Here is a 19215-nt window from a genome sequence, read left to right as displayed (position 1 = left end):
GTAATGGAACTGTATCTGGATACCGCCAACGTGGCGGAAGTTGAACGTCTGGCCCGCATCTTCCCTATTGCGGGTGTCACCACCAACCCGAGCATCATTGCCGCCAGCCGTGAATCCATCTGGGACGTGCTCCCGCGCCTGCAAAAAGCCATTGGACCGGAAGGCACGCTGTTTGCTCAAACCATGAGCCGCGACGCAGAAGGCATGGTGGCGGAGGCAAAACGTCTGAGTAACGCCATCCCGGACATCGTGGTGAAAATCCCGGTTACGGCTGAGGGCCTTACCGCTATTAAGGCGCTGAAAAAAGAGGGGATAACCACGCTGGGGACCGCCGTTTATAGCGCCGCACAGGGTTTGCTTGCCGCGCTGGCAGGCGCGAAATATGTCGCGCCGTATGTAAACCGCGTTGACGCTCAGGGCGGTGATGGCATTCGCACGGTCCAGGAACTGCAATCCCTGCTGGAACTGCACGCGCCGGAAAGCAAAGTGCTGGCCGCCAGCTTCAAAACGCCGCGTCAGGCGCTGGACTGCCTGCTCGCCGGATGTGAAGCAATTACGCTTCCCTTAGACGTAGCGCAACAAATGCTCGGCACGCCAGCGGTAGAGTCAGCCATAGAGAAGTTCGAGCAGGACTGGAAAAACGCGTTTGGTAACCTCAACCTCTAAGGGAGAACTGTTATGGACCGTATCATTCAATCGCCGGGGAAATATATCCAGGGCGCTGATGTGCTTACCCGTCTCGGCGACTATCTGAAGCCCCTGGCCAATCGCTGGCTGGTTGTCGGCGATAAATTTGTGCTGGGTTTTGCCGAAGAGACCCTGCGTCAGAGTTTTAAAAAAGCCGAACTGCATGCCGAAATCGCGCCGTTTGGTGGCGAATGTTCACAAAATGAAATCGATCGCCTGAAAAAGCTGGCCGACAGCGCCGACTGCATGGCGGTGCTGGGCATTGGCGGTGGTAAAACGCTGGATACCGCCAAAGCGCTGGCCCATTTTATGGACGTACCCGTAGCTATTGCGCCAACTATCGCCTCCACCGATGCACCGTGCAGCGCCCTTTCCGTCATTTACACCGACAGCGGTGAGTTCGATCGCTACCTGATGCTGCCGCACAACCCGAACATGGTCATTGTCGACACCAAAGTGGTGGCGGGTGCGCCAGCACGTCTGCTTGCCGCCGGGATTGGCGATGCGCTGGCGACGTGGTTTGAAGCACGCGCCTGCTCGCGCAGCGGTGCGACCACCATGGCGGGCGGCAAATGTACTCAGGCAGCTCTCGCGCTGGCCGAGCTGTGCTACAACACGCTGGTTGAAGAGGGTGAAAAAGCCATGCTGGCCGCAGAACAGCATGTGGTTACACCGGCGCTGGAACGCATCATCGAAGCCAACACCTATCTCAGCGGCGTAGGCTTTGAAAGCGGTGGTCTGGCGGCGGCACATGCTATTCATAACGGTATGACGGCGGTACCGGACGCACACCACTTCTATCACGGCGAAAAAGTGGCGTTTGGTACGCTGACGCAGTTGGTACTGGAAAACGCGCCGGTAGAAGAAATAGAGACCGTCGCCGCGCTTTGTCACAGCGTTGGGCTGCCGATCACGCTTGCACAGCTGAACATCAAAGAGGATATTCCGGCCAAAATGCGTCTGATCGCGGAAGCCGCCTGTGCCGAAGGGGAAACCATCCACAACATGCCCGGCGGCGTAACGCCGGATCAGGTATATGCGGCGCTGCTGGTGGCCGACCAGTATGGGCAGCGGTTCCTGCAGGAGTGGGAGTAAATAGCGTGAATAAAAATCCCCGCATCAGCGGGGATTTTTTTGCCTGTATGCCGGGTAAGCGTTAGCGCCACCCGGCACAAGGGTTACTGCAGGTCAAACCGGTCCAGATCCATCACCTTCGCCCATGCGGCAACGAAGTCACGGACAAACTTCTCATGCGCATCGTCACTGGCATAAACCTCTGCCAGCGCGCGCAGGACGGCGTTCGAACCGAAGACCAGATCGGCGCGGGTGGCTGTGTATTTCACTTCACCGCTGGCGCGATCGCTTCCGGCAAACAGTTCGTTAGATTCGTCGGTCGCCTTCCACTGGGTATTCATGTCCAGCAGGTTCACGAAGAAATCGTTGCTCAGCACGCCCTCGCGGTCGGTGAACACGCCGTTCTTACCGCCATCAAAGTTTGCACCCAGCACGCGCAGGCCACCGATCAGCACCGTCAGCTCAGGCGCGGTCAGCGTCAGCTGCTGGGCTTTGTCGATCAGCAGTGACTCAGTGGTGGACACATCCACCTGCGCACGGTAGTTGCGGAAGCCGTCGGCAATCGGTTCGAGCAGGTTAAACATCTCGATATCCGTCTGATCCTGACGCGCATCCACGCGGCCTGGGGTGAACGGCACGTTGACGTAAACGCCTGCGGCTTTTGCCGCCTGCTCAACACCCACGACGCCCGCCAGCACGATGATATCGGCCAGTGAGGCTTTGTTGGTGGTGCGCTGGATAGCTTCCAGAGCCGGCAACGCGCGAACCGCCGCGGCGTTAACATCCCAGTCGCGCTGAGGAGCCAGCGCCAGACGCGCGCCGTTGGCACCGCCGCGCTTATCGCCACCGCGGAAGGTTGAAGCTGACGCCCAGGCAACCGAAACCAGTTCGCTCACGGACAGACCGGATGCCACAATCTCTGCCTTCAGGCTTTCAATGTCTTCTTTCGACGGATTGAACACCGCCTGCGGCAGCGGGTCTTGCCAAATCAGATCTTCTTTCGGCACTTCAGGGCCGATGTAACGCGCTTTTGGCCCCATATCACGGTGGGTCAGCTTGAACCAGGCACGGGCGAAGGCTTCGTTGAAAGCCTGCGGATCGTTCAGGAAGCGGCGGGAAATTTTCTCGAATTCCGGGTCAAAACGCAGCGTCAGGTCGGTGACCAGCATGGTAGGTTTGCGTTTTTTCGACGGGTCGAACGGATCGGGCATGATTTCCGGTGCATCCACGGCTTCAAACTGAATCGCACCTGCCGGGCTGCGGGTCTGTACCCATTCGTATTTGAACAGGTTCTCGAAGAAGTAGTTGCTCCACTGGGTCGGGGTTTGTGACCAGATGACTTCCAGACCGGAGGTAATGGCATCTGCGCCAACGCCCGTGCCGTGCGTGCTCGCCCAGCCCAGGCCCTGCGCTTCAATTGGCGAGGCTTCCGGGTCAGTGCCGACGTGCGTGGCTTCACCCGCGCCGTGGGTTTTGCCGAGAGTGTGGCCGCCCGCGATCAGCGCAACGGTCTCTTCGTCGTTCATCCCCATGTTGCCGAAGGTCGCGCGAATGGCCGCCGCAGCAGACAGGGGTTCACCGCTGGCGTTTGGCCCTTCCGGGTTAACGTAGATCAGGCCCATTTCGGTGGCGGCCAGAGGGCGCTTCGCCAGCGCTTCCGGGTCGCGGTGGGTCAGCCAGGCTTTTTCATCACCCCAGTTCACGTCCAGATCCGGCTCCCAGACGTCTTCACGCCCGGCACCAAAACCAAAGGTGCGGAAGCCGGAGTTCTCCAGCGCCACGTTACCCGCGAGGATAAACAGGTCAGCCCAGGAAATTTTTTGTCCGTATTTTTGCTTGATGGGCCACAGCAGACGGCGCGCCTTATCCAGACTCACGTTATCCGGCCAGGAGTTCAGCGGCGCAAAGCGCTGTTGACCGCGTCCGGCACCGCCGCGCCCGTCAACGGAGCGATAGGTGCCCGCGCCGTGCCAGGCCATACGGATAAACAGGCCCGCATAGCTGCCCCAGTCGGCAGGCCACCACGGTTGGGAGTCGGTTAAAAGTGCTTTGAGGTCGCCTTTAAGGGCGGAGTAATCCAGCTTGCTAAATTCTTTGCGGTAGTCGAAGTCTTCACCCAGTGGGTTCGAACGATTGGAATGCTGATTAAGAAGATCGATGCGGAGTTGTTTTGGCCACCAGTCGCGGCTGCCTGTACCTGCGCCCGCGCTGTGATCGACGCCGCCCTGATGGAACGGGCATTTGCCGACTGATGCCGCTTTATTGGTCTCGTCTGACGTGCTCATCGCTTTGCTCCCTTTTACAGTGTTACCGTTACGATATACGCCCTTGTTGATAAGGTATAGTTGAGATAACCCACAGATTCGATAGTTAAATCCGTTTAATTTCCCATGGAAAATACATGAGTTTTGTACGTCAAAGGCAGCATTGCTGATATGGCAGGAAAATAAAACCCTTATAAATCAAAAAACCCTCCGAAGAGGGCTCTTTTTTGTTACACGCCTGGTCTAACGCCGAGCGTGTGGCATATGGCGTAACTCATCTCTGCACGGTTCAGCGTGTAGAAGTGGAAATCCTTCACCCCTTCACGACTTAAGATCTTCACCATGTCCATCGCGATATTTGCGCCCACCAGCTTGCGTGTTTCCGGGTCATCGTCCAGCCCCTCGTACATTTTAGACATCCACAGCGGAATGCGCACATTGGTCATATCAGCAAATTTCTTCGCCTGTTTGAAGTTAGAGACCGGCAGAATACCCGGGATAATTTCAACGTCGATGCCCGCGGAGACGCAGCGGTCGCGAAAGCGCAGGTAGCTTTCCACATCAAAGAAGAACTGGGTAATGGCGCGGTTCGCACCGGCGTCCACTTTACGCTTCAGGTTAAGCAGGTCGGCCTGGGCGCTTTTCGCTTCCGGATGCACTTCAGGATAAGCGGCAACGGAGATATCAAAGTCGGCCACATCCTTCAGCAGCGCGACCAGATCGGTTGCATACATATCCGGCTTGCCGCTACCCGGCGGCAGGTCACCGCGCAGCGCAACGATATGGCGGATGCCGTTGTTCCAGTAATCCTGGGCAATGGCCCGCAGCTCGTCGCGAGTGGCGTCGATACAGGTGAGGTGCGGCGCCGCTTCCAGGCCGGTACGATCTTTAATGCCCTTAATGATGCTGTGCGTACGGTCACGCTCGCCGGAGTTCGCACCGTAAGTCACGGAGACAAACTTCGGTTTCAGGCTGCTCAGGCGATCGATAGAGCTCCACAGGGTTTGCTCCATTTCACTGGTGCGCGGCGGGAAAAATTCAAAAGAGACGTTAATCTGGCCGTTTACTTCGGCCAGGCTCTGATTCAGTGCTTCCCGCTGGTTGGCGTGAAAAAAGCTCATACCTTACCTCTATCAATCGCATGTCGTTGTCTGTTGTGTTGTGAACTTCTATACGTTTAGACGTCCAGATGTAAAAATGACGGAAAAGCGGAGGGACGTCAACATAAATAATCAACAATAACGGTGAGGTTTGCTCAGGGAAGATGAGAGAAATTCAGGATGAGGGTGAGAAGGCCCCTCACCCCGGCCCTCTCCCCAAAGGGGCGAGGGGGAAAAGACCGCACCGAGCAGTCCCCTCTCCCCTTTGGGGAGAGGGTTAGGGTGAGGGGTTACAGCAGCTTAGCCAGACGGTTGATATCGGACTGGATGGCCCCGGCGGTGACATCGCGCCCCGCGCCCGGACCGCGGATCACCAGCGGGTTATCGCGGTACCAGCGGCTTTCGATGGCGAAGACGTTATCGCACGGCAGCAGCGCCGCCAGCGGATGTTCAGGACGCACCGCCTCGACGCCGACTCGCGCTTTTCCGTTGGCCTCGAAACGCGCCACGTAGCGCAGCACCAGCCCCATCTCGTTCGCGGCCTCCAGACGCTGCACCATCTGCTCGTTAAGCTCTTCACCATTTTCAAAGAAATGGTCCACAGAACCTTCTTCACAGCCGGCAGGTACCAGCGATTCGACGCGTACGGCATCCGGTTCGATATCGTAACCGGCTTCACGCGCCAGGATCACCAGCTTACGCATCACGTCTTTGCCGGAAAGGTCAACGCGCGGATCGGGCTCCGTTAAACCCTGCTGCCACGCCTGATCCACCAGGTCGGTGAACGGTACGGTGCCGTCGAACTGAAGGAACAGCCAGGAGAGCGTGCCGGAGAAGATACCGCTCAGCGCCAGAATGCTGTCACCGCTTTCAATCAGGTCACGCACGGTGTGGTTAACCGGTAGGCCAGCCCCTACAGTGGCGTTATAAAGCCAGTGGCGCCCTGTTTTTTCAAACGCGTCGTGGATCTGGCGGTATTTATCGGTGCTGCTCGCCCCCGCCAGCTTGTTCGCACTGATGACGTGGAAGCCGTGGCTGGCGAAATCAAGGTACTGATCCGCAAGCTGCTCGCTGGCGGTCACGTCCAGCACTACCAGGTCATCGTAAGGGTGCGCGCGCATCCACAGGAACAGCGACTCTTCATCCTGCTCAACGGCTTCATCATTAAAGAAGGCCAGCGCGCGGCTGGCGTCCAGCCCTTCGTAATTCAACAGACTACGGCGGCTGTCCACCACGCCCGCGAGAATGAATTCAAATCCGGTACGCGCCGAGAGCGTGACCTGCTCGCGGGCGAACAGCTCCAGCCAGCGTGAACCGATGTTGCCTTTACCAAACAGCACCAGACCGATGCGCTTTTCCGCGCGGAACAGGGAGGTGTGCAGGCCCTGAATCAGGCTCTCGGTTGGCCCTTTACGCAGAACGGCGACCAGGCTGATGCCCTCTTCTGACTGCCAGGTGAACTCCACCGGCTGGCCTTTCAGCTGCTGCCAGAAGCGGTGGCAGTGCAGCGGGTTACGGGTGACGCCCGCACCCACCATCGCCACCAGCGCCAGCCCCTGACGCAGGCGAAGCTCGCCAGGCAGGCCCGCTTCATCCAGAATTTTCAGCGCGCTGTCAGCCACTTCAGCGGTATAGCAGAACTGCAGCAGCTGGCGATCATTGTGAACGCCAACGGCCAGCGGGCGTACCTGCGCGCGCTTTAATACCAGGTCGATATCTTTATGCGCCAGTTTGAAGTCCTGGCCCGCAGGCACCTGGAACTCAATCAGGCAGATGTCGTCGTGGCTGGTCACAATACGCGCCCCGGTACCGGAGGCCAGTACGCGTTCAATACGGGTAGAGCCTTGATCCGGGGTATAGCTGCAGCGCAGCTGGAGGTCGATATCGCTGCCGGAAACCGGCTGCAGCGTGCGCGCGTGCAGTACCGGCGCGGCCAGACGCGCCAGCTCGCTGGCTTCGTCGAGACGCAGCAGCGGCAGTAGACAGGCATCTTTTACTTTACGCGGGTCCGCGCTGTAAACACCGGCCACGTCGCTCCAGATGGTGACGCGGGACACGCCCGCCAGGGCACCAATCTGCGTTGCCGAGTAGTCCGAGCCGTTACGGCCCAGCAGCACGGTTTCGCCCGCGTTGCTGCGGCTGATAAAGCCGGTGACGACAATACGTTTGCCCGAATGCTGCACCAGCAGCTGTTGCAGCAGCGGGTAGGACAACCCTTCATCCACCTGCGGCTGCGCGGCGCGTTCGGCGCGCAGGAAATCACGCGCGTCGAGCCAGGCCGCTTCCACACCCAGGTGCTGCAGCACGGCGGCCATCAGGCGCGCGGACCACACTTCACCGTGGCCCACCACTTCGGCATACACCGCGTCGGTAATCCCGCTGTCCAGCAGGGCAGCCAGTCGCTCAAGGTCATGCGTGAAGGCGCTGATCAGCCCGTCCGCCACGTCCGCAGGCAGCAGGCCGGCAATCAGCTCGCTCTGGTAACGGCGTAAGGACTGTTGCACCTGATGCGCAGAAAGGCGATCGGTCTGGCTCAGTTTCAGCCAGCTAATCAACTGGTTGGTGGTGCTGCCCGCCGCCGAGACAACCATCATGTCACCCGGCTGTGAATATTCCGTCATGATCCCTGCGACACGCAGGTAACATTTCACATCAGCAAGACTACTACCACCAAACTTATGCAGTTGACGACCCTTCGCCCCTGCCTGCGCTATCACACTCATGATTACCCCTTGGCTGCGATCCGGAAGGCATTTTCCAGATCGGCAATTAAATCTTCAGAATCTTCAATACCGGTTGAGATCCGCAGCAACGTCTCAGAAATCCCGGCGGCGGCACGTGCTTCGGGTGCCATACCTGCGTGCGTCATGGTCGCGGCGTGGGAGATCAAGCTTTCAACCCCACCTAATGATTCCGCCAGCGTAAACAATGACAGCCCGCTCAGGAAGCGACGCAGCGTTTGCTCGTCACCGTCCAGTTCAAAACTTAACATCGCGCCAAATCCCTTCTGCTGGCGCGCGGCAATCTCGTGCCCCTGGTTTTCCGGCAGCGACGGGTGATAGAGCTTCTTCACCAGCGGCTGGGTTTTCAGGAAATCAACAATCGCCTGGGCATTGCGCTGCGCCACTTCCATGCGCGGCGACAGCGTGCGGATGCCGCGCAACAGCAGATAGCTGTCGAAGGCACCCGCGGTGACGCCAATATTATTGGCCCACCATGCCAGTTCGGTGACAACGTCGGGATCTTTGGCAATCACCACGCCCGCTACCACATCAGAATGGCCGTTCAGATATTTAGTGCATGAATGCAATACCAGATCGGCACCCAGTGCGAGTGGGTTCTGAAGGGCCGGACTGAGGAACGTATTATCCACTACACTTATCGCTCCCGCATCCCTTGCGAGCTGACAAATTTTCGCAATATCGACAACGCGCAACAATGGATTACTTGGACTTTCCACCAGAACCAGCTTTGGCTTCTCTGCCAGCGCCTGTTTCAGCGCCTGTTCGTCGTTTTGATCGACAAACAGCACGCGATAGCAGCCGCGTTTCGCCAGGCTATCAAACAGGCGATAGCTGCCGCCGTAGCAATCGTGCGGCGCGACCAGCAGGTCACCTGGTTTCAGGAACACCGTGGTCACCAGGTGAATGGCGGACATCCCCGTATTGGTTAATACTGCACCTGCGCCACCTTCCAGCTCGGCCAGCGTACGCTGGGTCACGTCACGCGTAGGGTTGCCACGACGCGAATAATCATGCGCGCGGGGTTCATTAAATCCGGTGAAATTGTAGGTACTGGAAAGATGAATCGGCGGGACAACGCAGCCGTACTGCTCGTCATCATTTAATCCGCTACGCACTGCAATAGTGGCCTGTTTACGCGTCATGGTGAGGGCTTCCTGGCGAATGAGGTGAAAAGTCAGGCACCAGAGTAAACATTGAAAGTATGGACGTCAATACATCTGGACATCTAAACTTCTTTGCGTATAGATTGAGCAATGCGCAAATAGCCGTTAAAATTATATGCTTTAGTGCACGCTGCAGCGGCAATATCCGTGCCACGGTATCGTCTCTACGGTAAACTAGGCAAGATTGCGGTTCAAAACGGGTGGTTACAGGTTTTGCACCTTTAAATAAATGACTGAGAGGATTAAAGGTATCTCATGGCTGAATGGAGCGGCGAATATATCAGCCCATACGCTGAGCACGGTAAGAAGAGTGAACAAGTAAAGAAAATTACGGTTTCTATTCCTCTGAAGGTGTTGAAGATCCTCACCGATGAACGTACGCGTCGTCAGGTGAACAACCTGCGCCACGCGACCAACAGCGAACTGCTGTGCGAAGCGTTCCTGCACGCGTTTACCGGTCAACCGTTGCCGAACGATGAAGATCTGCGCAAAGAGCGTAGTGATGAAATTCCGGAAGAGGCGAAAGTCATCATGCGTGAACTGGGCATTGACCCGGAGACGTGGGAATACTAACTGCGGTGCGATCCCGCTGAGGTTACTCAGCGGGATGGTTACTTAGAAGTTGTAGCCTAAACCCACGCGCAGACGCGTCTGGCGGTCGTCGCTGGTGGCGGTGTTATAGCCGGAAGAGACGTTGCCCACTTCCACAAAGGGGATCCACGAGTCGATGTTATACGCCACGCGGAAGTTATATTCGTAATCTTCTTTTTTATTGTTATACAGGTCTTCGTTGTCGGCGAATTTATATATGCCGTTTAGCTCGAACATCCAGCCATCAATATTATAACCCAGCCACATTTCCGGACGATAAACCATACGGTCATCTTTTCCGTCCGCATTGCGGCGAGTGTATTCCGTACGATAACGAAACGCCGTCCACCAGCTGTCATTAATATTATACTGCACGCGCAGATAAGGCTTATAGATGGCCATGTCATCACCCATTTCAACGGCGACGCCCGGCTGCCAGATAAAACCTTGCCAGGTAAATTGATAGCTTGCGGTATATTCGTTGCTGTTACTTTCCATATTATTAAGCGCGTCGTTAGACTGCTTGTTATCGGAGCGCGATACCGCCTCAACCGCTACGCCAAAGCCGGTGCCAAAGCGGTGTGACATGTACACACGGTCGTAATTACGCCCATCGTCGTAATACTCGTGTCGGTAGTCCACATATCCCGCCTGCGCCGCGCACGATATTAACGGAAGCACAAATAAGAGTTGCTTCAATTTCATAACATTTCCCTCGAAGTAAACGCACCCTGAAAGCCACTGTGTCGTCATGGCAAATAAGAATGTATGACGGGCGCAGTGTAAGTTTACGAAACGAGAGAAACCTTTTAATTTTTGACACCCCCGTCAAAAGGATGGCAAAGAATTAAAGAAATGAGAGATACAGTTCACTATCCGTTAAAGAATAAATCAGACAAATATATTTAATACAATGATACGTAATTAATTATTTTAGATATAAATATTAAGATGTGATTTATTCAGAAGGGGTATAACAGGCACAAAAAAACCGCCCGAAGGCGGTTTTTCCTGGATGCTTATTTAGCGCCCGGGATGCTGAAACGCTTGTTGAAGCGGTCAACACGGCCACCGGTTGCAACATCACGCTGCTTACCAGTGTAGAACGGGTGGCATTTGCCGCACACGTCCAGGTTCAGATCGTGGCCCACGGTAGAGCGGATCTGGATAGAGTTACCGCAAGAACAGTTTGCAGTAATCATTTCGTATTTCGGGTGAATATCTTTTTTCATGGGAGAACCTCAGTTAAGGCCGCGTCGCTCTTCCAGCCCTAACGCCAGACACCACGCGATGTTGAATGTAATTTCTCTGGCGTAATATACACCAAAGGCGGCGAATCATACAGAATTTGACCAACGTATGCAAACTGATCCGCACGCCGCTTTCACTAATGTGTATACTAACGCGCCACTTTTCAAGTCAGGAAGATTCGATGCCCGTCGCTCACGTTGCCCTGCCCGTTCCGCTTCCCCGTACCTTTGACTACCTGCTGCCTGACAGCATGAGCGCCAAAGCGGGCTGTCGCGTGACCGTGCCGTTTGGCAAACAGCAGCGCGTGGGGATTGTTGTCTCCGTCAGCGATCAAAGCGAACTGCCGCTCAATGAACTGAAGTCGGTCGTTGAGGTGCTGGACAGCGAGCCGGTTTACTCCACCAGTACCTGGCGACTGCTGCTGTGGGCGGCGGATTATTATCATCACCCCATTGGTGACGTCCTGTTCCACGCTCTACCCATCATGCTGCGCCAGGGCAAGAGCGCCAGCCACGCGCCGATGTGGTACTGGTTTGCTACCGAGCAGGGTCAGGCCGTGGATATCAACAGCCTGAAGCGTTCGCAGAAACAGCAGCAGGCGCTGGCGGCGCTGCGTCAGGGGAAAATCTGGCGGCATCAGGTCGACGAGCTTGAGGTCAGCGAAACGGCGCTACAGGCATTAAGAAAGAAAGGGCTAAGCGAACTGGCAAGCGAAGCACCAGCCCTTTACGACTGGCGCGAGAGTTTCTCCGTTTCAGGGGATCGCCTGCGTCTGAATACCGAGCAGGCCACCGCCGTGGGCGCGATTCATAGCGCCTCCGATCATTTCTCTGCCTGGCTGCTGGCAGGAGTGACGGGTTCCGGCAAAACGGAGGTCTACCTGAGCGTGCTGGAAAACGTGCTCGCTCAGGGCAAACAGGCGCTGGTGATGGTGCCGGAAATTGGCCTGACGCCGCAAACCATCGCCCGATTCCGCGAACGCTTTAACGCGCCGGTTGAGGTGCTGCACTCCGGCCTGAACGACAGCGAACGCCTCAGCGCCTGGCTGAAAGCGAAAAACGGCGAAGCGGCGATTGTGATCGGCACCCGCTCGTCGCTGTTTACGCCGTTTAAAAATCTCGGCGTTATCGTGATCGACGAAGAACACGACAGCTCCTATAAACAGCAGGAAGGCTGGCGCTATCACGCCCGCGATCTGGCTGTTTATCGCGCGCACAGTGAGCAGATCCCTATTATTCTCGGCTCCGCCACGCCTGCGCTCGAAACGCTGCACAACGTGCGCCAGCGCAAATACCACATGCTGCGCCTGACGCGTCGCGCGGGGAATGCCCGTCCGGCCATTCAGCACGTACTGGATCTGAAAGGTCAGCAGGTCCAGGCCGGGCTTGCGCCTGCCTTAATTACCCGAATGCGCCAGCACCTGCAGGCGGGCAACCAGGTGATCCTGTTCCTTAACCGACGCGGTTTCGCGCCCGCCCTGCTGTGCCACGACTGCGGCTGGATTGCCGAGTGTCCGCGCTGCGACCACTACTATACCTTCCACCAGGCCCAGCGGCATTTGCGCTGCCACCACTGCGACAGCCAGCGTCCGGTGCCGCGCCAGTGCCCGTCGTGTGGTTCCACGCATATCGTGCCGGTGGGGCTGGGAACGGAACAGCTGGAACAGGCGCTTGGCCCTTTCTTCCCGGACGTGCCTATTTCGCGTATCGACCGGGACACCACCAGCCGCAAAGGCGCGCTGGAACAGCAACTGGCGGAAGTGCATCGCGGCGGCGCGCGCATCCTGATTGGCACCCAGATGCTGGCCAAAGGCCACCACTTCCCGGACGTGACGCTGGTCGCCCTGCTGGACGTGGATGGCGCGCTGTTCTCGGCAGATTTCCGCTCAGCCGAGCGCTTCGCCCAGCTTTATACCCAGGTAGCAGGGCGTGCCGGTCGCGCCGGTAAACAGGGCGAAGTGGTGCTGCAAACGCACCATCCTGAGCACCCGCTGCTGCAAACCCTCCTGCACAAAGGCTATGACGCCTTTGCCGAGCAGGCGCTGGCCGAACGCCAGACCATGCAGCTGCCGCCGTGGACCAGCCACGTCATCATCCGCGCGGAAGACCATAACAACCAGCAGGCGCCGCTTTTCCTGCAGCAGCTGAGAAACCTCCTGCAGGCCAGCCCGCTGGTGGATAATCAGCTGTGGATTTTGGGCCCGGTTCCAGCGCTGGCCCCAAAACGCGGCGGACGTTTCCGCTGGCAAATTTTGCTCCAGCACCCCTCGCGGGTTCGTCTTCAGCACATCGTCAGCGGCGCGCTGGTACTGATTAATACCCTGCCGGAAGCGCGAAAAGTGAAGTGGGTACTGGACGTCGATCCCATCGAAGGCTGAAGACGGATCGAAAAATTTAACGCTCCTCACACTTTTTATGAAAATTCTGTAACCGATTCCATTAACTATCTGTAAAAATGGTGATGTCAGAAGTTCGGTGTTCAGGCGAGGAGAAGACGTTGAAGTCCAGGAAAGAGGTTGCACCGGCGACCATGAAAGACGTTGCCCAGAAAGCACAAGTCTCTACGGCAACGGTATCCCGCGCATTAATGAACCCGGATAAAGTCTCCCAGGCGACCCGTAATCGGGTGGAGCAGGCTGCGCTTGAAGTGGGCTATTTCCCACAGGCGATGGGGCGTAACGTTAAACGCAATGAGTCGCGCACCATTCTGGTGATTGTGCCGGACATCTGTGACCCCTTCTTCAGCGAGATTATCCGCGGTATTGAAGTCACCGCAGCGGAACAGGGTTACCTGGTGCTGATTGGCGACTGTGCTCACCAGAACCAGCAGGAAAAAACCTTCATCGATCTCATTATCACCAAGCAGATCGACGGCATGCTGCTGCTTGGCTCTCGCCTGCCGTTTGATGCCAGCATTGAAGAGCAGCGTAATTTACCGCCGATGGTGATGGCCAACGAGTTTGCGCCAGAGCTGGAGCTGCCGACGGTCCATATTGATAACCTCACCGCCGCGTTCAACGCCGTAAACTATCTCCAGGAACTGGGGCATAAGCGCATTGGCTGTATTGCCGGGCCGGAAGAGATGCCGCTGTGTCACTATCGCTTACAGGGCTACGTCCAGGCGCTGCGCCGTACCGGCGTCACCGTCGATCCACACTACATTGCGCGCGGGGATTTTACCTTCGCCGCGGGTGGACAAGCGCTGGAGAAACTTCTGGACCTGCCTGAACCGCCAACCGCCGTATTTTGTCACAGCGACGTGATGGCGCTGGGCGCATTATCGTACGCTAAACGCCGCGGCCTGCGGATACCGAAAGATTTATCAATCATCGGATTCGATAATATTTCGCTTTCAGAATTTTGCGATCCGCCGCTCTCAACGGTCGCTCAGCCGCGCTATCAAATCGGCCGGGAAGCGATGCTGCTTCTGCTGGATCAGCTTCACGGTCAAACAGTTAGCAGCGGCTCGCGGTTGCTGGACTGCGAACTGATTGTTCGCGGTACTACCCAGGCATTGACTTAAAGTAAACGTCTTTCGGATACCCTTATCTGGTCAAAGCCCCGCCGCTTAAGTAACATGGCGGACTGACGAACGAATAAATACAGCGAAACGATAGTGGCACAACGAGATTATGTACGTCGCGGCCAGCCGGCACCTTCGCGACGCAAAAAGAGTAGCTCAAGGAAAAAGCAACGTAACCTGCCTGCTGTATCGCCAGCAATGGTCGCTATTGCTGCGGCTGTAGTCGTCGCCTTTATTGGTGGCCTGTACTTTATCACGCACCATAAAAAAGAAGAGTCTGAGGCGCTTCAGGCCAGTAAAGTTGCCGGAAATGGCCTTCCTCCGAAGCCTGAAGAGCGCTGGCGCTACATCAAAGAGCTGGAAAGCCGTCAGCCTGGGGTGCGTGCGCCAACCGAACCTTCTGCGGGTGGTGAAGTGCAGAATGCGAATCAGCTGACGGATGAACAGCGTCAGCTACTGGCACAAATGCAGGCCGATATGCGCCAGCAGCCTACGCAGCTGAACGAAGTGCCGTGGAATGAGCAGACCCCGGCGCAGCGCCAGCAAACGCTGCAGCGGCGTCAGGCGCAACAGCAGATCCAGCAACAGCAACAACAGCAGCAATGGGCGCAAACCCAGCCGGTGCAGCAGCCGAAAGCACAGCCGCGGGTAACGGAACAGCCATACCAGCAGCAGACGCGTACGGTGCAGTCTCAGCCTGTCCAACAGCCGCCGAAAACGCAGCCGCAGAAACAGGCGGCTCAGCCGTATCAGGATCTGCTCCAGACGCCAGCGCATACCACCGCACAGCAGCCGAAAACGCAGCAGGCCGCGCCGGTCACCAATGAGACCGAAGCGCCGAAGCAGACGGCGGAGAAAAAAGACGAACGCCGCTGGATGGTACAGTGCGGTTCGTTCAAAGGCGCCGAGCAGGCGGAAACGGTACGTGCTCAACTGGCCTTTGAAGGGTTTGATTCGCGTATTACCACCAACAACGGCTGGAATCGCGTGGTGATTGGTCCGGTCAAAGGCAAAGAAAATGCCGATGGCACCATTTCGCGTTTGAAAGTGGCTGGCCACACAAACTGCATTCGACTCGCCTCCGGGGGTTGAAACCCCCAAAATCCCCCCCATCTATCATTTAATTCAGCCCTGAGCACAGGCTCAGGGCTTCTGTTTCCCGATTCTGTAACCAGGGGGTCTGCTCGTGACAACAATAGTAAGTGTACGCCGTAACGGCCATGTGGTAATCGCCGGTGATGGCCAGGCCACGCTGGGTAATACCGTCATGAAAGGCAACGTGAAGAAAGTGCGCCGCCTCTACAACGACAAAGTGATCGCCGGTTTTGCAGGCGGCACGGCGGACGCCTTCACGCTGTTTGAACTGTTTGAACGCAAACTGGAAATGCACCAGGGTCATCTGGTGAAAGCTGCCGTTGAGCTGGCGAAAGACTGGCGTACCGACCGCATGCTGCGCAAGCTTGAAGCGCTGCTGGCGGTAGCCGATGAAACCGCCTCGCTGATCATCACCGGTAACGGTGACGTGATTCAGCCGGAAAATGACCTGATTGCCATCGGCTCTGGCGGCCCTTATGCCCAGGCTGCAGCCCGCGCGCTGTTGGAAAATACCGACATGAACGCGCGTGATATTGCGGTGAAGGCGTTGGATATTGCAGGCGATATCTGCATTTATACCAACCACAACCACACCATCGAAGAATTGACCTCCAAAGCGTAAGGATCTCCCATGTCTGAAATGACCCCACGCGAAATTGTCAGCGAACTGAACAAACACATTATCGGCCAGGATAACGCCAAGCGTTCCGTGGCTATCGCTCTGCGTAACCGCTGGCGTCGTATGCAGCTTGACGAAGAGCTGCGCCACGAAGTGACGCCGAAAAACATTCTGATGATCGGCCCGACCGGCGTCGGTAAAACCGAAATCGCCCGTCGTCTGGCGAAGCTGGCTAACGCACCGTTCATTAAAGTTGAAGCCACCAAGTTCACCGAAGTGGGCTATGTGGGTAAAGAAGTGGACTCCATCATCCGCGATCTGACCGACTCGGCGATCAAGATGGTGCGCGTCCAGGCAATCGAGAAAAACCGCTACCGTGCGGAAGAGATGGCCGAAGAGCGCATTCTCGACGTGCTGATCCCACCGGCAAAAAACAACTGGGGCCAGGCAGAACAGCAGGCGGAACCGTCCGCTGCGCGTCAGGCATTCCGCAAGAAGCTGCGTGAAGGCCAGCTGGACGACAAAGAGATTGAGATCGATCTCGCTGCCGCGCCAATGGGTGTGGAAATCATGGCGCCTCCGGGCATGGAAGAGATGACCAGCCAGCTGCAGTCCATGTTCCAGAACCTGGGCGGCCAGAAGCAGAAAGCGCGTAAGCTGAAAATTAAAGACGCGATGAAGCTGCTGATTGAAGAAGAAGCGGCGAAGCTGGTAAACCCGGAAGAGCTGAAGCAGGATGCTATCGACGCGGTTGAGCAGCACGGCATCGTGTTTATCGACGAAATCGACAAAATTTGTAAGCGCGGCGGCAACAGCTCCGGCCCGGACGTGTCCCGCGAAGGCGTTCAGCGCGACCTGCTGCCGCTGGTTGAAGGCTGCACTGTCTCCACCAAGCACGGTATGGTGAAAACGGACCACATCCTGTTTATCGCTTCCGGTGCGTTCCAGGTTGCCAGCCCGTCGGATCTGATCCCGGAACTGCAGGGCCGTCTGCCTATCCGCGTTGAGCTGCAGGCGCTGACCACCGAAGATTTCGAACGTATCCTGACCGAGCCGAATGCCTCTGCTACCGTACAGTACAAAGCGCTGATGGCGACCGAAGGCGTGAACCTCGAGTTCACCGAAGACGGTATCAAACGTATTGCCCAGGCCGCATGGCAGGTCAACGAAACCACCGAGAACATCGGTGCGCGTCGCCTGCATACCGTGCTGGAACGCCTGGTAGAAGATATCTCTTACGACGCAAGCGACCTTAACGGTCAAACCGTTACCATTGACGCAGAATATGTGAGTAAACATCTGGATGCGTTAGTGGCAGATGAAGATCTGAGCCGTTTTATCCTATAATCGCGGTTACTGGATTCTCATCACGTTTAATGGGGGCTAATGCCCCCATTTTTATTGGCTAAATACTTATGACTGACATCAGCCGTACTCAGGCGTGGCTCGAAAGTCTGCGCCCTAAAACACTTCCTCTGGCCTTTGCCGCGATTATCGTCGGCACCGCCCTTGCCTGGTGGCAGGGTTATTTTGATCCGCTGGTCGCCGCGCTGGCGTTGATTACCGCTGGCCTGCTGCAAATCCTCTCCAATCTCGCTAACGACTACGGCGACGCGGTAAAGGGCAGCGACAAGCCGGACCGCATAGGGCCACTGCGCGGAATGCAGAAAGGGGTGATTACCCAGGCGCAGATGAAACGCGCGCTGATTATCACCGTGGTGCTGATCTGCGTATCCGGCCTGGCGCTGGTGACGGTGGCGTCTAAGACCACCAGCGATTTTATTGGCTTCCTGGTGCTGGGTTTATTGGCCATTATCGCGGCCATCACCTACACCGTCGGCACACGTCCTTACGGTTATATTGGGCTTGGCGATATCTCCGTACTGGTATTCTTCGGCTGGCTGAGCGTGATGGGAAGCTGGTACCTGCAGGCGCATACGGTGATCCCTGCCCTGTTCCTGCCCGCGACCGCCTGCGGTCTGCTGGCGACGGCGGTGCTCAACATCAACAACCTGCGCGACATCGACAGCGATCGCGAGAACGGCAAAAACACCCTGGCGGTTCGTCTGGGGCCGGTTAATGCGCGCCGCTATCATGCCTGCCTGCTCATTGGCGCGCTGGTTTGCCTGGCGCTGTTTAACCTGATTTCCTTGCAGAGCCTGTGGGGCTGGCTGTTTGTGCTTGCCGCGCCGCTGCTGATTAAGCAGGCCCGTTTTGTGATGCGTGAACTCAGTCCGTCCGCCATGCCGCCAATGCTGGAGCGCACGGTAAAAGGTGCGCTGCTGACTAACCTGTTGTTCGTCATCGGGATTGTGTTAAGCCAGACGCTGCGTTAGCTGACAAATATCAATTAACAATTGATGATTTTGCCAACAACGCATTTCGCACGATATACTGAACACATTCGCAGCAACTGAGCGTTAAACCTATGAAATACGATACCTCCGAGCTTTGTGACATCTACCAGGAAGATGTCAACGTCGTTGAACCGCTGTTCTCCAACTTTGGTGGGCGGTCGTCGTTTGGCGGACAGATCGTCACGGTGAAATGTTTCGAGGACAACGGGTTGCTGTACGATCTGCTCGAACAGAATGGCCGCGGCCGCGTTCTTGTGGTCGACGGCGGCGGTTCCGTGCGCCGTGCATTAATTGATGCTGAACTGGCCGGCATTGCCGTTCAGAATGAGTGGGAAGGCCTTGTGGTGTATGGTTCCGTGCGGCAGGTGGACGATCTGGAAGACCTGGATATCGGGATTCAGGCCATCGCGGCCATACCGGTAGGGGCGGCGGGTGACGGTATCGGCGAAAGCGACGTGCGCGTCAATTTCGGCGGCGTGACCTTCTTCTCTGGGGACCATCTCTACGCCGATAATACCGGCATTATTCTGTCGGAAGACGCGCTGGATATCGAGTAATTTAACAGGCCATCTTTTATCGGATGGCCTTTGTTTTTATCGTCACCCAAACCGTGAAGTTAACACAGGTTTAGATATCTCCACTTTTTATACTGCAATAACACTCCCCCGGAGCGTCTCCTGACGGTTTCGGCGCTCCAGAATAATCGTTCATTCAATCGCCGTCGTTTGCCACATATTTTGCATATCAC

Annotated in this window: 16 protein-coding genes; 10 read left to right on the top strand and 6 right to left on the bottom strand. The window is 56.7% G+C overall.

Annotated elements, in window-relative coordinates; all coding sequences use genetic code 11:
* The first annotated feature begins 3 nt into the window (after positions 1-3).
* Together fsa and gldA are read left to right on the top strand one after the other, a co-directional pair.
* Entirely contained in the window at positions 4-666 is a 663-nt protein-coding gene (fsa, locus tag NQ230_RS00930; protein WP_257259586.1) for a fructose-6-phosphate aldolase, read from the top strand.
* Between the two features lie 12 nt (positions 667-678).
* Entirely contained in the window at positions 679-1782 is a 1104-nt protein-coding gene (gldA, locus tag NQ230_RS00925) for a bifunctional L-1,2-propanediol dehydrogenase/glycerol dehydrogenase (protein WP_159515136.1), read from the top strand.
* Between the two features lie 83 nt (positions 1783-1865).
* On the opposite strand, the gene katG is transcribed toward gldA, so the two are convergent.
* The 4 genes from katG to metB all read right to left on the bottom strand — a co-directional run bounded on the left by katG (position 1866) and on the right by metB (position 9011).
* Complete coding sequence (gene katG / locus NQ230_RS00920) at positions 1866-4046, bottom strand: catalase/peroxidase HPI (RefSeq protein WP_121423287.1); 2181 nt, start codon at positions 4044-4046, stop codon at positions 1866-1868.
* Positions 4047-4255: 209 nt separating this feature from the next.
* The gene (metF, locus tag NQ230_RS00915) at positions 4256-5146 is read right to left on the bottom strand and encodes a methylenetetrahydrofolate reductase (RefSeq protein WP_257259583.1); all 891 of its coding nucleotides are present in this window, start codon (positions 5144-5146) and stop codon (positions 4256-4258) included.
* Between the two features lie 269 nt (positions 5147-5415).
* Entirely contained in the window at positions 5416-7848 is a 2433-nt protein-coding gene (locus tag NQ230_RS00910) for a bifunctional aspartate kinase/homoserine dehydrogenase II (RefSeq protein WP_257259582.1), read from the bottom strand.
* Positions 7849-7850: 2 nt separating this feature from the next.
* Complete coding sequence (metB, locus tag NQ230_RS00905; protein WP_063144389.1) at positions 7851-9011, bottom strand: cystathionine gamma-synthase; 1161 nt, start codon at positions 9009-9011, stop codon at positions 7851-7853.
* 276 nt (positions 9012-9287) lie between these two features.
* On the opposite strand from metB, the gene metJ reads away from it, so the two are divergent.
* Positions 9288-9605: a met regulon transcriptional regulator MetJ gene (gene metJ, locus NQ230_RS00900; protein WP_015966498.1), complete on the top strand. Its 318-nt coding sequence runs from the start codon at positions 9288-9290 to the stop codon at positions 9603-9605.
* Between the two features lie 42 nt (positions 9606-9647).
* On the opposite strand, the gene NQ230_RS00895 is transcribed toward metJ, so the two are convergent.
* Together NQ230_RS00895 and rpmE are read right to left on the bottom strand one after the other, a co-directional pair.
* Complete coding sequence (locus NQ230_RS00895) at positions 9648-10328, bottom strand: oligogalacturonate-specific porin KdgM family protein (RefSeq protein ID WP_063144388.1); 681 nt, start codon at positions 10326-10328, stop codon at positions 9648-9650.
* A 314-nt stretch (positions 10329-10642) separates the two neighbouring features.
* Complete coding sequence (rpmE, locus tag NQ230_RS00890; RefSeq protein ID WP_003862040.1) at positions 10643-10855, bottom strand: 50S ribosomal protein L31; 213 nt, start codon at positions 10853-10855, stop codon at positions 10643-10645.
* A gap of 200 nt (positions 10856-11055) precedes the next feature.
* Between rpmE and priA the strand changes: the two genes are divergently transcribed.
* From priA to rraA, 7 genes are all read left to right on the top strand, one after another.
* Positions 11056-13251 carry a primosomal protein N' gene (gene priA / locus NQ230_RS00885; protein ID WP_159515137.1) on the top strand — a complete coding sequence of 732 codons (2196 nt, stop codon included), beginning with the start codon at positions 11056-11058 and terminating at the stop codon, positions 13249-13251.
* Between the two features lie 119 nt (positions 13252-13370).
* Positions 13371-14396, top strand: coding sequence for a DNA-binding transcriptional regulator CytR (gene cytR, locus NQ230_RS00880; RefSeq protein ID WP_023309683.1), 1026 nt, complete (start codon positions 13371-13373; stop codon positions 14394-14396).
* A gap of 93 nt (positions 14397-14489) precedes the next feature.
* Positions 14490-15488, top strand: coding sequence for a cell division protein FtsN (ftsN, locus tag NQ230_RS00875; RefSeq protein ID WP_257259580.1), 999 nt, complete (start codon positions 14490-14492; stop codon positions 15486-15488).
* 94 nt (positions 15489-15582) lie between these two features.
* A complete protein-coding gene (gene hslV / locus NQ230_RS00870) occupies positions 15583-16113 on the top strand; it encodes an ATP-dependent protease subunit HslV (RefSeq protein ID WP_008501802.1) in 531 nt (176 codons plus the stop codon).
* A 9-nt stretch (positions 16114-16122) separates the two neighbouring features.
* Positions 16123-17457, top strand: coding sequence for an ATP-dependent protease ATPase subunit HslU (gene hslU / locus NQ230_RS00865; RefSeq protein ID WP_023309685.1), 1335 nt, complete (start codon positions 16123-16125; stop codon positions 17455-17457).
* Between the two features lie 68 nt (positions 17458-17525).
* Positions 17526-18446 (top strand): 1,4-dihydroxy-2-naphthoate polyprenyltransferase, encoded by a 921-nt coding sequence (gene menA, locus NQ230_RS00860; RefSeq protein WP_033146936.1) that lies wholly within the window; start codon positions 17526-17528, stop codon positions 18444-18446.
* 92 nt (positions 18447-18538) lie between these two features.
* Positions 18539-19024: a ribonuclease E activity regulator RraA gene (gene rraA, locus NQ230_RS00855; protein WP_032662736.1), complete on the top strand. Its 486-nt coding sequence runs from the start codon at positions 18539-18541 to the stop codon at positions 19022-19024.
* Positions 19025-19215 lie beyond the last annotated feature (191 nt).

The organism is Enterobacter asburiae, assembly GCF_024599655.1.
GTDB lineage: Bacteria > Pseudomonadota > Gammaproteobacteria > Enterobacterales > Enterobacteriaceae > Enterobacter > Enterobacter asburiae_D.
This window is presented reverse-complemented; position numbering and strand designations above follow the sequence as displayed.

What these genes read in the sequence shown, in the direction of transcription:
- metF (WP_257259583.1), bottom strand. Translation starts at nt 5,146, where the DNA reads ATGAGCTTTTTTCACGCCAACCAGCGGGAAGCACTGAATCAGAGCCTG.
- metJ (WP_015966498.1), top strand. Translation starts at nt 9,288, where the DNA reads ATGGCTGAATGGAGCGGCGAATATATCAGCCCATACGCTGAGCACGGT.
- rraA (WP_032662736.1), top strand. Translation starts at nt 18,539, where the DNA reads ATGAAATACGATACCTCCGAGCTTTGTGACATCTACCAGGAAGATGTC.
- NQ230_RS00895 (WP_063144388.1), bottom strand. Translation starts at nt 10,328, where the DNA reads ATGAAATTGAAGCAACTCTTATTTGTGCTTCCGTTAATATCGTGCGCG.
- fsa (WP_257259586.1), top strand. Translation starts at nt 4, where the DNA reads ATGGAACTGTATCTGGATACCGCCAACGTGGCGGAAGTTGAACGTCTG.
- katG (WP_121423287.1), bottom strand. Translation starts at nt 4,046, where the DNA reads ATGAGCACGTCAGACGAGACCAATAAAGCGGCATCAGTCGGCAAATGC.
- NQ230_RS00910 (WP_257259582.1), bottom strand. Translation starts at nt 7,848, where the DNA reads ATGAGTGTGATAGCGCAGGCAGGGGCGAAGGGTCGTCAACTGCATAAG.
- hslU (WP_023309685.1), top strand. Translation starts at nt 16,123, where the DNA reads ATGTCTGAAATGACCCCACGCGAAATTGTCAGCGAACTGAACAAACAC.
- metB (WP_063144389.1), bottom strand. Translation starts at nt 9,011, where the DNA reads ATGACGCGTAAACAGGCCACTATTGCAGTGCGTAGCGGATTAAATGAT.
- priA (WP_159515137.1), top strand. Translation starts at nt 11,056, where the DNA reads ATGCCCGTCGCTCACGTTGCCCTGCCCGTTCCGCTTCCCCGTACCTTT.
- menA (WP_033146936.1), top strand. Translation starts at nt 17,526, where the DNA reads ATGACTGACATCAGCCGTACTCAGGCGTGGCTCGAAAGTCTGCGCCCT.
- rpmE (WP_003862040.1), bottom strand. Translation starts at nt 10,855, where the DNA reads ATGAAAAAAGATATTCACCCGAAATACGAAATGATTACTGCAAACTGT.
- gldA (WP_159515136.1), top strand. Translation starts at nt 679, where the DNA reads ATGGACCGTATCATTCAATCGCCGGGGAAATATATCCAGGGCGCTGAT.